The organism is Neisseria chenwenguii (assembly GCF_002216145.1).
Taxonomy (GTDB): Bacteria; Pseudomonadota; Gammaproteobacteria; order Burkholderiales; family Neisseriaceae; genus Neisseria; species Neisseria chenwenguii.
The window spans coordinates 1,611,503-1,624,436 of record NZ_CP022278.1 but is presented as its reverse complement, the minus strand read 5'-3'; the positions used below and the strand labels follow the sequence as shown (position 1 = coordinate 1,624,436).

Sequence of the window (12,934 nt, the reverse complement as noted above, 5' to 3'; positions counted from 1 at the left end):
CCCACAATGCAACTTTTCAGACAGCCTCTGTCATTTTCCCAAACACCCCGGCCAAACTACCACCAAAACGGATGGCGGCGGAACGGATAGCCGTAAAAATCGTCCCAATAATCATAGCGGTTGCGCATTTCCTGCAAACGCTGCTGCGAGATATAGTTCTGCCAAGCCAATTTATAGCAGGATTGGAACATCGGATCGGCGGTTTTATCCACATAGCGCAAACGAAACGCTTTCGGCGCCTGAACGCCCTGCTCCATCATATCGAACTGCCGCCGCATCAAATCCGCAGTTTCCCTGTCGCACTGCGCCGCCAGCGATACCTGAAGATTCTGCTCATAACGCCGCTGCGCCGCCTCGCGCGCGGCTTTCTGTTCGGGTGTCAGCGCGCAGGCGGCAAGCGCGGCAGCCGAAGCAGCCAATAATAAAATCCGGACAACTTCCATAGTCCCTCCTTTGTCGAAAACTGTTCTCAACAACTAAAATCTACGCCTGTCATCCTTATTTCGCAACAAGAAATTTCCACTACATTTTTCAGACGGCCTAAGCTGCCGACATCCCCCTACATTCTGAATCATTGATAAAATTCCCATATGGCAACAGGCCGTCTGAAAAACGAAAAATATAGTGAATTAAGATAAAAAATCTACTTCGTTGGCTGCAGCTTGTCGTACTACCCGTACTGTCTGCGCCTTGCCGCCTTGTATCTTTCTTATTTTATTTCACTATATATGGAAAACGACATCCGCCATCATGCGCCCAAACGGCGCAAACGCCGCCACGCGCCGCCGTTTTGGCAGGCCGACCGCCCCTACCTGCGCGAGCAGCAGGTATCGGACGCGCGTTTCCGTTTTTTAGGCTACATCATGGCCTTTCTGGCCGGAGCGATTAATGCCGGCGGCTTTTTTGCCTTTGCCCGCTACACTTCGCACGTTACCGGTTCGATGTCGCTGCTTTCCGACATGATTTATCTGGGCGAATGGGGCATTGCAGCCGTTGCCTTTATCAGCATCCTCTGCTTTATCGGCGGCGCGGCGCATTCGAGCTGGATTGTCTTTTGGACGCAGCAGAAACGCTTTCGCGGCAGCTTCGGCTTTTCCATGTGGCTGGAAGCGGTTTATTTACTGGTTTTCGGCCTGTTCGGCACCACCGCGCTGCATTGGAACGTCGGACTCGACGGCATGGTGATGCCGTCGTTGGCCTTGTTTTTACTGTGTTTCATCATGGGCATGCACAACACCGTCATTACCCTGCTCTCAGGCGGCGCCATCCGCTCCACCCATATGACCGGTTCCGCCACCGATTTGGGAATCGAGCTTTCCAAGCTGTTGTATTACAAAAAGAAACAACACCCCTGCTTACCACACGTCAACGTCAACCGCCCCAAAATACGCCTGTTAACCGGGTTGATGAGCGCCTTTCTCGGAGGAGGGTTCATCGGCGCATGGGGGTATCAAACCATCGGCCACCATTTCGCCCTGCCCGTTGCCGCCATTCTCTTCATACTCGGCGCAGGATCCGTGGGCTACGATGTCAAACTGCGGATTAAATTCATGTTGGTCAGATGGTATAAAAACCATCAGCAAACCAAAAACGGCCGTGAAAAATCCCTGCGCCCGTAAGCCCCGACGCCACATAATGATTAACATCCGCTAACAGTTGTAATATCAGGTTAAGCAAATTCTAAAGCAGCAATCAGGTTGGTTATCATAACTAACGTTTCAGCCTTCTGAGGCACAAGCGTTCTTCAGACGGCCATTACATCATCCACACCCGAAAGGAAAAAACATGAAACTCCTGAAACCCCTGACCCTCGCCGTTTTGGCAGCTCCCCTCGCATTGGCAGGCTGCGTAACCGACGCCTACACCGGCCAGCAAAAAGCCAGCAAAACCGCCATGTACGGATTGGGCGGCGCCGCAGCCTGCGGCATCGTCGGCGCCCTGACCCACGGCGGCAAAGGCGCGCGCAACTCCGCATTGGCTTGCGGCGCGCTCGGCGCAGGCATCGGCGGCTACATGGACTACCAAGAGAAAAAACTGCGCCAAAGCCTCGCCAACACCAACGTGGCCGTCGAACGCCAAGGCAACCAAATCAAACTCGTGATGCCTGAAAACGTCACCTTCGCCACCGGCAGTGCCGCCTTGAGCAGCAACGCCCAAAGCGCTCTGAACGCCGCTTCCGAAACGCTGGTTCAATATCCCGACACCACCCTGACCATCAACGGCCACACCGACAGCACCGGCTCCGACGCCATCAACAACCCGCTTTCGCGCAACCGCGCCCAAGCCGTTGCTTCCTACCTGCAATCCCGCGGCGTCAGCGCCGGCCGCCTGACCACCGCCGGTTACGGCTCGCGCCAACCCGTTGCCTCCAACAACACCGCTGAAGGCCGCGCCCAAAACCGCCGCGTCGAAATCCTGATCAACCCCGATCAGAACGCCGTTAAAGCCGCGCAACAGCAAATGTAAGCAGCGTTAATTGCGTAAAGAAACAGGCCGTCTGAAAGTATCAGACGGCCTGTTTTAAATTTGTATAGTGAATCAAAAAAAGAAATCTACAGCATTGGCTGCGCCTTGCCGTACTACCTGCACTGTCTTCGGCTTGCCGCCTTGTATCTTTCTTATTTTAATTCACTATACAACAGCTTGAGCATGAAGTTTCAGACGGCCTCAAAATACAGAACTTCACAACGCAAGGTTTCCGCGCATTACCAAATCCCCGCAAACGGCTTCTCTTTGCGCCAAAACGCCAGCCGTGATTTCGACGTAACCGCCAGTTCGCCGCCGTTTTCGCCGTCAGTGGCAATGGTCAGTTTTTTCAGACGGCCTCGCGCCAATGCCTGCTGTGCAGGGGCAAACCAGCGCGTTTCCCAGTTTTGCAGAATATCGTGATAAGCCCACACATCGCCGGTTTGCCCGCTCACGACCAAATCATCGAGAAAAATCAGGCCGTCTGAAAACTTCAGTCCGGCCGCATCTTCCAGCCATGCGGCAAGGTTGTCGGGCAGCGCGGTTTTTGCGCCTTGGTAAAACTGCGCCCAGCCGCTGTCTGCCGCCAAACGCGCTTCGGGCTGACTGCCCTGCCAATCCCGATTCCACAGCCACAGGCCGTTGATGGGGGCGGCGCCGTTATCCGTGCGGGTTTGGTTGAGCGGGTGGTTGTGCAGCCACATTTGGATTTCGGTCTGCCTGCCCAGCCAGTCGAACCCGTCGGCTGAGGCCGTCTGAAAAGTGTCGATGCCCTGCCCGCAGATGTCCAACACGGGCGCAGCGTCCCAATCGGGTTCAGACGGCATGGAAAGCAGCCAGAAATCAGGGCGCAGCGGGTAAAACTGCCAGCCGTCGACGCGGTAAAATTCGTTTAGCCCGCGGCAAAGTTCCGCCGCTTCTTCGGCGCGGATGCCGATATAGCTGCCGCCGATAATGTTGGCCTGATGCAGCCCCATTTCCTGCGAAACGGGCGCGGCAAACGCGACGGGTTGAGCCGACGGCAGGTTCAGCGCGGCTTTGGCCTGCGCCGCCAGACTGCCGCGCCAAAGATAACGGCTGTAAAATTCAGACGGCCTTGATGCCTGCTTACGCAATCTGCCGTAACGCAGCAAACGGTTAAATGCAGGAAGGTCGAGCGGCGGAACTGTTTCATCGCTGCAACGGTTGAGCGAGGGAACGGCAAACGTCAGATTCATGGCGGCAAACGGCGGTTAAAACGCGCATTTTACGCGACCGCACCCCACCCTCCAAGCAGATACCGCAAGGCTTTTTCAGACGGCCCACATGCGGATTGTGGTATAATATCCACAAGGTAAAGTTCAGAAAACAATGGTGTAGATCAAACAGTCAGCCCCGATAATATCGGATGCTGTCAGGGCGGTTTTCCACCGCCGCACTTTTCAGGCCGTCTGAAACGGTTTGACAGCGCAACAAAAAATGCCGTCGATACCGATTAAAAACAGACGATTCGGCAAACAAACCATGAATAAAAGGATGAAGAGTGTCAAAACAAGCCAAATTCTCATTTCTCAGCCGTTTTTGGAAAAACAAGCCCGTGCGCTGGTCGCTCTTGGGCATGCTGTTGCCCGTATCCGGCGTGATGACCGCTTATGCCGTTACCGATCCGATGCCCAAACGCTATGATTTCAAAGTAGAACGCGTTTCGGAAGAGCTGCCCGCGGTGTTTGTGGAAGCCAACAAATTCCAGTCGAGCTACTGGACACAGGAAGTCGTTCAGGAAGGCGACTCGCTGGCCGACGTTTTGAAACGCATGGGCGTGGCCGATGCCGACATCAAAGCCATCATGGCAAAAAACAATGCCGACCGCGACATGACCAATCTGCGTCCAAACCAGTCGGTTAATGTCCGTGTGGACGCCTCCGGCGCGGTAACCGATGTGCAGTTTTTTGCCGACGAAGAGCTGGAACGCAATTTGGTCGCACTGGAAAAAGTGGACGGCAAATGGCAGGCTTCCACCTCCGAAATCGACATGAAAACCATGCCGACGCTGCGCGCCGTGCAAATCCGCAGCTCCGCCATCGGCGATATGCTTCGCGCCGAAATCCCGTCGGATGTCTATATCCAGTTGAAAGAAATCTTTGCCGATTCTTTCGATATGCAGGAACTCAAAGAAGGCGACTCCATCCGTCTGCTGTATAACAGCATGTATTTCCGTGGCCAGCCGATGACAGCCGGCGACATTCTCGCCGCTGAAGTCGTCAAAGGCGGCAAAGCCTACCGCGCGTATTATTACAGCCAGGGCAAAGGCGACGAGGAAAACGGCAGCTATTACGACGAAAACGGCAAATCGCTGCAACACAAAGAAGGCTTCAACACCCAGCCTGTTATCTACACCCGCATTTCCTCGCCGTTCGGCTACCGCGTCCACCCAGTATTGCACACCGTCCGTATGCACACCGGTATCGACTACGCCGCCCCGATGGGCACGCCGATTCGTGCTCCGGCCGACGGAAAAATTACCTTTAAAGGCTGGAAAGGCGGCTACGGCCACACCGTGATGCTGACACACGCCAACGGCGTTGAAACGCTTTACGGCCACATGAGCGCATTTTCCGATGCCAACGGCAGCGTTCGCGCCGGCGACATCATCGGTTACGTCGGCTCATCCGGCCGCTCCACCGGCCCGCACCTGCACTACGAAGCCCGCATCGGCGACCAACCCGTCAACCCAGCCACCGTCGCCCTGCCGACTCCGAAGCTGACCCCGACCAACATGGCTGCATTCCGCAACCGGCAGAAAGAGTCGGACGCCACATTGGCAGCCGTACGCGACTTGCCCGTATCCGTTGCACAGTTGGATTAGGCCGTCTGAAAAGCCGGTCAAAGCCCCTGAATATTCAGGGGCTTTGTTTTCCCGAAACACTCAAAAAACCCGTTTATTTTTTCCAGACGGCCTTACTATTTCTGTTGAAAAATATTCTTTTAAATTCAACCAGATAATAAAGTTCCCCCACATTCGCACAGACACAACAAACCCGTTTTCCCGCACAGCAAAACACCGTTTTTTCAGAAAGATACTTGAACCAAAACCCTGTTTTGTGGTATAAATCAAGTTTTACTATATTTAGAAGTTTGGAGACCAACATGGCACGAGTTTGCAAAGTGACCGGTAAACGCCCGATGTCTGGCAACAACGTATCACACGCCAACAACAAAACCAAACGTCGTTTTTTGCCTAACTTGCAATCACGCCGTTTTTGGGTTGAAAGTGAAAACCGCTGGGTTCGCCTGCGCGTATCTAACGCTGCATTGCGCACCATCGACAAAGTAGGCATTGACGTCGTATTGGCTGATTTGCGCGCCCGCGGCGAAGCTTAATTTAACGAACGCTTATTTTAAGGATTACTGCGATGCGCGATAAAATCAAACTGGAATCAAGTGCAGGTACTGGTCATTTCTACACCACGACCAAAAACAAACGCACTATGCCCGGCAAACTGGAAATCAAAAAATTTGACCCGGTTGCCCGCAAACACGTTATCTACAAAGAAACCAAACTGAAATAATCCGGTTTCTTTCAAAAACGGCAAAAGCCTCTGCATTTCGCAGAGGCTTTTATATTTGGCTGCGCATTAACAATATGGTGATTTTTGCGTAGGGTGGGTACTTGCACCCACGCAGCTTGGGTTGTTATTTGTTTTATATTCCCTGAAAGCATTAAAACGCGTGGGTGCAAATCCACCCTACAGGAACTTTCATCATATCAGCGCATTATCCAAACACAGCCTGAGACCGTTACAAAAATCAAAAGGCCGTCTGAAAACCAAGCCGCACAAGCAGCGGGGTTTTCAGACGGCCTTTCGTCAACATTCAAACTAACCCGTCAACTGTTTGGTAATCAACGCTTTCAGCGGCGGGAAATTGTTGCTGGCGCGCAAAACCAAGCCGCGCAGAATTTTAGCGGGGGCGGTTTCGTTGGTAAACAGTTTCAGCAGCATATTGGTGCCGTGATAAATCGGATGGGCGTGCATCATGTGTTTGCTGCCGTATTTTTCCAGCAACGAAGCCGTGCCGACATCCTGACCGCGCTGCTCTGCTTCCAACACCAGCTTGGACAGCAGATCCGCGCCGGACAAACCCAAGTTGAAACCGTGCGCGGTAACGGGGTGCATGCCGACCGCCGCATCACCGATCAACGCGCTGCGCTTGCCGTAAAAACGCTGGGCAATCATGCCGACCAACGGATAATTGTGAACCGTGCTGACCAGCTCCATATCGCCTAAACGGCCTTTGAGCTGTTCTTTCACCGTCACCGCCAACTCCTCGGGGCTGAGTTTTTTGACGGAATCGGCCTTATCGCTATCCACCGTGATCACGGTATTGGTTAGATTTTCTTCAAGCGGCAAGAGCGCGATGGTACGGCCGTAGTGGAAACATTCAAACGCCGTATGCTGGTTTGACAAGGTATGTTTCATACGGCAGACGAACATCGTTCGGCTGTAATCGTGCATATCCGACGAAATGCCGAGCTGGCGGCGGGTTTGCGAGAAACGGCTGTCGGCTGCCAAGAGCAGGCCTGCGGTCAGCACTTCGCCGCTGTCCAAAACCACCTGCGCTTCATCATCGGAAACCGCCACTTCTTTCACGCCCGTACCCGCCAAAATAGTCACATTGTCGAGTTCGGACACCACTTCATAAGCGGCCTTGCGGATATTGTGGTTGGAAATCAGAAAGCCCAAACAATCCGCCGGCTCGCCGCGCGCCTGAGTCGGCGCAGGAAAATGAAGCTGGTAGTCGGACTGCCCGTTCAACACTTTCGCGTCGCGCAACGGGTAAATCTCATCTTTCGGAATCAAATCCCACATCCCCAAACGCTGCATAATTTCGCGCGACACATGCGTCAGCGCAATCTCGCGCCCGTCGTAAGGCGGATTTTGCAACACCTCAAGCGGGCTGCGTTCAAGCAACGTCACCTTCAAACCGCTACCCGCCAAGCCGGCGGCAAAACTCAAACCTGCCGGTCCTGCGCCGACAACGAGAATATCGCTGTGTACACTCATGAGGTATCCTTTATTTTTTATATGGCATTTTGTATTTTTCAGACGACCTTCCATACGCTTCCTGTATAAACGGCTCGGGGCATACAAAGGCCGTCCGGACATCTTGGTAGTTTATAGCAAAATATCCGATAGGACAAAGTAAAGATTCAAACAAAATACCGCTTTCAAAGAATGCAAAAGCCGTCTGAAAACCAAACGTTTCAGACGGCCTGCCAGCCCGTTCAGGCAAAACGGAAACCGTTATTTATTGTCGGGGTGCGACTCCAGCGGTTTGGAAAGCGGCAACTCAGGCACGGTACGCGCCTCGGCTGAAACCGAACCGGACAAAGCGCCCAAGAACGCCACGATATTGTCCACATCCTCTTTCGGCAAGTCCTTGCCCAGCTGGGTCTGACCCATGATTTTCACCGCCTTATCCAACTCCCAAACGCTGCCGTTGTGGAAGTACGGATACGTTTTCGCCACATTGCGCAAGCCCGGCACGCGGAAGAAGAATTTGTCTTCTGCTTTTTTGGTTACCTCCTCGCGACCCGTATCATGCTTCGGATCGTCGATAAACTTCCAGTAAGGCCCCTGCACCAAGCCGAATTTTTGGAACGAGCTGCCGCCCAAGTTCACACCCGCATGGCAGGCGATACAGCCGTTGTCCATAAATGCGCGCACACCCTTGCGCTCCTGCTCGTTTAAGGCATTGATATTGCCTTTCAGGTAATCATCCCATTTGGTCGGCGTCAGCAGCGTGCGTTCAAATGCCGCGATGGCTGTGGTAATGTTTTTAAACGATACCGCGCCGTCTCCCGGAAACGCCGCTTTAAACAATTCCTGATATTCAGGGATATTGGCAATTTTGCCCGCCGCCGCCGCTTCATCGGCATTGGCCATTTCCACCGGATTCAGCAGCGGGCCGCCGGCCTGCTCTTCCACATCTTTTGCACGGCCGTCCCAAAACTGGGTATCCAACAGCGCCGCATTCAGCGCCGTCGGCGAATTGCGGCCACCAAATGCACCTTTGTGCCCCTGGCTGGTCGGCAGGTTGTCTACACCTGCAGAAGCAAGGTTGTGGCAGGAGTTACAGCTGACCGTATTGCCTTTCGACAGACGCGGCTCATACCAAAGCTGGTGTCCGAGTTTGACCTGCTCCTCGGTAAACGGCCGGATTTTCTGCATTTCCTCCGCGTTTGGCAGCGGTTTGAAAACACCTTGTGCACGTTTGAGCAAATCTTGGTCTTCCGGCGAAGCATTGCTGTTGTCAACCGCAGCACCTGTAGAAGATTGGGACGATTGGACAGCCGATGCCGCCGCACCGTCTGCTTTTTGCGCAGCCTTGTCGCCGCAGGCCGCCAATGCGGCCAAAACGGCAAAAGACAGAGCCGCTTTTTTAAGGATGACGTAATTCATAATGTATTTCCTTTTGGCAAGTTAGTTTGGTTCAAAACTCGAATGTTCTTCAAAACTCGAATGTTCGAACAGGTATAAACCTTCTTTCTCCGCCACCTGCATCCTGTTGTATTATGTAGCCGGAGTATAGCCAGTCTTTCAAAGGACGTTTTTGCGATAAATCAAAAATAAATTTACGATAGCATTATTTAATTTAATTAATAGATAAGACACTCTAATACAGAACCCGGAAACTGCCGAAAACTTGCGGCGTACCGCCGATTGTTTTAAAGTTAGGCGCAACTTTTACACGGAAGACCACCATGAAAATCACCGTTATGGGCGCAGGCTCTTGGGGAACCGCGCTTGCCCTGCACTTCGCACATCACGGCAACGACGTCGCCCTCTGGGCACGCAATGCCGAACACGTCGCCACGCTCCAAGCCGATCGCGAAAACAAACACGCCCTGCCCGGCTTCGCTTTTCCTGAAAATTTAAACGCACACGCCGAATTGTCCGACGCGCTGCAAAACGCCGATTTGGCCTTAATCGTGACCTCCGTCGCCGGCCTGCGCAGCAGTTGCGGGCTCTTAAAAGCCAACGGCGCGGCAGATTTGCCCGTGCTGACCGCCTGCAAAGGTTTTGAACAGGATACCGGCCTGCTGACGTTTCAAGTGGTCAAAGAAGTTTTGCCCGACAACAAAAAAATCGGCGTCCTCTCCGGCCCCAGCTTCGCGCAGGAATTGGCACAGCAACTTCCCTGCGCTGTTGTACTCGCCTCTGAAAACAAAACCTGGATTGAAGAACTCGTACCCCAACTCAACACCAACGTAATGCGCCTTTACGGCAGCAGCGACGTCATCGGTGTCGCAGTCGGCGGCGCGGTAAAAAACGTCATGGCCATCGCCACCGGTCTTTCAGACGGCCTCGAATACGGCTTAAACGCCCGCGCTGCACTGGTTACGCGCGGTCTGGCCGAAATCACCCGCCTCGCCGTTGCCATGGGCGCACAACCCAAAACCATGATGGGTCTGGCCGGCATCGGCGACCTGATTCTAACCTGTACCGGCGCCCTCTCGCGCAACCGCCGCGTCGGCCTCGGCCTCGCCGAAGGCAAAGAGCTGCATCAGGTTTTGGTAGAAATCGGCCACGTTTCCGAAGGCGTGAGCACCATCGAAGAAGTGTTCAACACTGCCTGCAAATACCAAATCGACATGCCGATTACCCAAACCCTGCTGCAACTCATCCGCAAAGAAATGACCCCGCAGCAAGTCGTCGAGCGGCTGATGGAACGCAGCGCGCGTTTCGAATAAACCAACCATACAGGCACCGGCCGTCTGCCCCCTTTTCAGACGGCCTTTTATTGACAGCCGCAAAGCAACTCTCTATGCTTGCAAACCATTATCCAACGCAAAAAACACGCTATGAACCAATCTCTCGACAAACTGGAAGCCAGCGTTTACCGGCTTACCCAGAAGTTTGAAACGCTCTTGGGCGAGAATGCCCGCCTCAACAGCGTCATTACCCAACTCAAACACGAGCAGGAACAAAAAACGCGCGAGCACCAAGCCGAAACCGAGCGCCTCAAGCGCGAGCATCAGGAAGCCGCCGAAAAGCTCAAACAGAGCCACAACGAAGAAACCCTGCGCCTCACTCAGGCACAGGAACGCCAAAAGCTCGAACACGAAGCCGCCGTTAACGAATTGAGCGAAGCCCTACTGGTTCAAGTCGGCAGACTCAAAGAAGACCTGCAAACCAAAATCGATGCCCTGACCGAAGAGAAAAACCGCTACCGCAGCGCCCTCGAAGAAAGCGCCGACCATCTGCGCAGCCTGCTCTCGCGCCTGCCCAAAGAAGAACATTCGCACTAAGGACAAACAATGAGCATCGAACAAGTCAGCCTCGACATCCTGCACATCAACCTGACCATCAACACTCCGAGCGAAGAAAAAGCCACCTTGATGCAGGCCGTTGATTTACTAAACAAAAAAGCCGAAGCCATCAAAGACAGCGGCCGCGTCGTCGGCAGCGACCGCATCGCCGTCATGGCCGCCCTCAATGTCGTGCACGATCTACTCAAAATCAGCCTGAAAGATGATTTGGCAATCGGCGAATTTGAGCGTAAAATAACCGACATGACTAATGCGTGTGAAAAAGTATTACACCGCTTAGATTAACATTTTTCCTTTTTCCCTGCGGTGTTCGTGAAGGCATACATTCCTTTGAACCAATACGTTCGCTTAAGGTTGCCGGGAGTTGCAATGGGCGCGATTGTCTCTCTGAGACGAACCCGAAATTGCCCGAGGTGACCGCCTTGTCAGCAAGGTTCAAGCGGATTCAGTCGAAACGGCATCTGCGGGGATTCCCCATAAAGCCATACCCTTACCGGTATGGCTTTTCACTTTCCGCCGCCCGATAAAAGCATTTCAGACGGCATCAACACGATTGACAAAAAGCAATCCGACCTTTAAAATCTGCAACTTTCTATATCTATTTGGATTTCCACCATGAAAACCTTTTCAGCAAAACCGCACGAGGTGAAGCGCGAATGGTTTGTCATCGACGCTCAAGACAAAGTTTTGGGTCGCGTTGCAGCCGAAGTTGCCCACCGCCTGCGTGGCAAACACAAACCCGAATACACGCCCCACGTTGACACCGGCGACTACATTATCGTAATCAACGCCGACAAACTGCGTGTAACCGGCACCAAATTCGAAGGCAAAAAATACTACCGCCACTCCGGCTTCCCCGGCGGTATCTACGAGCGCACTTTCCGCGAAATGCAAGAGCGGTTCCCCGGCCGCGCTTTGGAAAAAGCCGTTAAAGGCATGCTGCCCAAAGGCCCCTTGGGTTACGCCATGATCAAAAAGCTGAAAGTGTACGCAGGCGCCGAACACGGCCATGCTGCGCAACAGCCTAAAACTTTAGAATTGAAATAAGGACGCGACATGAACGGTAAATACTACTACGGCACAGGCCGCCGCAAAAGTTCAGTGGCTCGTGTATTCCTGACCAAAGGCACCGGCCAAATCATCGTAAACGGCCGCCCTGTTGACGAATTTTTTGCCCGCGAAACCAGCCGCATGGTCGTCCGCCAACCGCTGGTTCTGACTGAAAACGCCGAATCTTTCGACATCAAAGTAAATGTTGTCGGCGGCGGCGAAACCGGCCAATCCGGCGCAATCCGTCACGGCATTACCCGTGCACTGATCGACTTTGACGCAGCATTGAAACCCGCTCTGTCACAAGCCGGCTTCGTTACCCGCGATGCCCGTGAAGTCGAACGTAAAAAACCGGGTCTGCGCAAAGCACGTCGCGCAAAACAATTCTCAAAACGCTAATCCGTTTTACCCGATACAAAAAGTCCGCTACTGGCGGACTTTTTCTTTTTTTCCCTTTTCCTTTTGAATTTCAACCAAGCTCATACTTGAGGCCATCTGAAAAACAGCATTTTTTTCAGACGGCCTCTTCATAAAACATAGTGAAATAAAATAAGAAAGATATAAAGCGGCAAGGCGCAGACAGTACAGTTAGTACGCGACAGATGAACTTGGCGCTTCAGCGCCGCGCCTTAGTGAATCGTCCTCTTTGAGCCCGGCCGCAGCCAACGAAGTAGATTTTTTATTTTAGTTTACTATGTTAACGATATGCAAATTCATGCAATTACCCCACATCAAATCCAACCAAACCAGTATGATGCTGCCCGCAACACCCGTTATAAAACAGCTTGACAAATCCCACCGCAACATCCGCCGAAACTTGGCGGCTTGCAACACATCACAACGAAAGGAACCATCATGGGCTGGTTAGTTACAGTTATCGTCGGCTTTATCGTCGGTGTTTTGGCAAAATTTCTGCACCCGGGTAACGACAATCTCGGCTTCATCATGACCACAATTCTAGGTATCGCAGGCGCTGCTTTGGCCGGCTTTGTCGGCGAAGCAGCCGGTTTGTATCAGGTTGGCCAGCCCGCAGGCTGGATTGCCTCAACTGTCGCCGCCGTCGTCATCTTGGCGGTTTACACCCGCTTCATCAAAAACCGCCGATAA

At 53.1% G+C, this 12,934-nt stretch carries 15 protein-coding genes and 1 other RNA gene; 12 read left to right on the top strand and 4 right to left on the bottom strand.

Annotation, left to right across the window (positions count from 1 at the left end):
* Positions 1-56: 56 nt before the first annotated feature.
* A complete protein-coding gene (locus BG910_RS07980; protein WP_089036376.1) occupies positions 57-443 on the bottom strand; it encodes a hypothetical protein in 387 nt (128 codons plus the stop codon).
* A gap of 285 nt (positions 444-728) precedes the next feature.
* Here BG910_RS07980 and BG910_RS07975 point away from each other — a divergent pair, with 285 nt between their 5' ends.
* Positions 729-1,619 carry a YoaK family protein gene (locus BG910_RS07975; protein ID WP_089036375.1) on the top strand — a complete coding sequence of 297 codons (891 nt, stop codon included), beginning with the start codon at positions 729-731 and terminating at the stop codon, positions 1,617-1,619.
* A gap of 166 nt (positions 1,620-1,785) precedes the next feature.
* Positions 1,786-2,466: an OmpA family protein gene (locus BG910_RS07970; RefSeq protein ID WP_089036374.1), complete on the top strand. Its 681-nt coding sequence runs from the start codon at positions 1,786-1,788 to the stop codon at positions 2,464-2,466.
* A 239-nt stretch (positions 2,467-2,705) separates the two neighbouring features.
* Here the strand turns inward: BG910_RS07970 and BG910_RS07965 are convergent, their stop codons facing one another.
* The gene (locus BG910_RS07965; protein WP_089036373.1) at positions 2,706-3,683 is read right to left on the bottom strand and encodes a hypothetical protein; all 978 of its coding nucleotides are present in this window, start codon (positions 3,681-3,683) and stop codon (positions 2,706-2,708) included.
* Positions 3,684-4,063: 380 nt separating this feature from the next.
* Between BG910_RS07965 and BG910_RS07960 the strand changes: the two genes are divergently transcribed.
* From BG910_RS07960 to rpmG, 3 genes are all read left to right on the top strand, one after another.
* Positions 4,064-5,311 carry a M23 family metallopeptidase gene (locus BG910_RS07960; RefSeq protein WP_089037197.1) on the top strand — a complete coding sequence of 416 codons (1,248 nt, stop codon included), beginning with the start codon at positions 4,064-4,066 and terminating at the stop codon, positions 5,309-5,311.
* Positions 5,312-5,592: 281 nt separating this feature from the next.
* Positions 5,593-5,826, top strand: a complete 234-nt coding sequence (gene rpmB / locus BG910_RS07955; RefSeq protein WP_002216391.1) for a 50S ribosomal protein L28 — start codon at positions 5,593-5,595, stop codon at positions 5,824-5,826.
* A 32-nt stretch (positions 5,827-5,858) separates the two neighbouring features.
* Entirely contained in the window at positions 5,859-6,014 is a 156-nt protein-coding gene (gene rpmG / locus BG910_RS07950; RefSeq protein ID WP_003684373.1) for a 50S ribosomal protein L33, read from the top strand.
* Between the two features lie 309 nt (positions 6,015-6,323).
* Here rpmG and ubiM read toward each other — a convergent pair whose 3' ends face one another.
* Both ubiM and BG910_RS07940 read right to left on the bottom strand, forming a co-directional pair.
* A complete protein-coding gene (gene ubiM, locus BG910_RS07945; RefSeq protein WP_089037196.1) occupies positions 6,324-7,508 on the bottom strand; it encodes a 5-demethoxyubiquinol-8 5-hydroxylase UbiM in 1,185 nt (394 codons plus the stop codon).
* Between the two features lie 240 nt (positions 7,509-7,748).
* On the bottom strand, positions 7,749-8,906 hold the full coding sequence (locus tag BG910_RS07940; protein ID WP_089036372.1) for a cytochrome-c peroxidase: 1,158 nt from the start codon (positions 8,904-8,906) through the stop codon (positions 7,749-7,751).
* 302 nt (positions 8,907-9,208) lie between these two features.
* On the opposite strand from BG910_RS07940, the gene BG910_RS07935 reads away from it, so the two are divergent.
* The 7 genes from BG910_RS07935 to BG910_RS07905 all read left to right on the top strand — a co-directional run bounded on the left by BG910_RS07935 (position 9,209) and on the right by BG910_RS07905 (position 12,934).
* Positions 9,209-10,198, top strand: coding sequence for an NAD(P)H-dependent glycerol-3-phosphate dehydrogenase (locus BG910_RS07935; protein ID WP_089036371.1), 990 nt, complete (start codon positions 9,209-9,211; stop codon positions 10,196-10,198).
* Positions 10,199-10,309: 111 nt separating this feature from the next.
* On the top strand, positions 10,310-10,756 hold the full coding sequence (locus tag BG910_RS07930) for a hypothetical protein (protein WP_089037195.1): 447 nt from the start codon (positions 10,310-10,312) through the stop codon (positions 10,754-10,756).
* Positions 10,757-10,765: 9 nt separating this feature from the next.
* Positions 10,766-11,062: a cell division protein ZapA gene (locus BG910_RS07925; RefSeq protein WP_089036370.1), complete on the top strand. Its 297-nt coding sequence runs from the start codon at positions 10,766-10,768 to the stop codon at positions 11,060-11,062.
* Between the two features lie 10 nt (positions 11,063-11,072).
* Positions 11,073-11,251: non-coding RNA, 6S RNA (ssrS, locus tag BG910_RS07920), on the top strand.
* Between the two features lie 141 nt (positions 11,252-11,392).
* On the top strand, positions 11,393-11,824 hold the full coding sequence (rplM, locus tag BG910_RS07915; protein ID WP_089036369.1) for a 50S ribosomal protein L13: 432 nt from the start codon (positions 11,393-11,395) through the stop codon (positions 11,822-11,824).
* A 9-nt stretch (positions 11,825-11,833) separates the two neighbouring features.
* Positions 11,834-12,226, top strand: coding sequence for a 30S ribosomal protein S9 (gene rpsI / locus BG910_RS07910; RefSeq protein ID WP_002227789.1), 393 nt, complete (start codon positions 11,834-11,836; stop codon positions 12,224-12,226).
* Between the two features lie 456 nt (positions 12,227-12,682).
* Positions 12,683-12,934 carry a GlsB/YeaQ/YmgE family stress response membrane protein gene (locus BG910_RS07905; protein WP_089036368.1) on the top strand — a complete coding sequence of 84 codons (252 nt, stop codon included), beginning with the start codon at positions 12,683-12,685 and terminating at the stop codon, positions 12,932-12,934.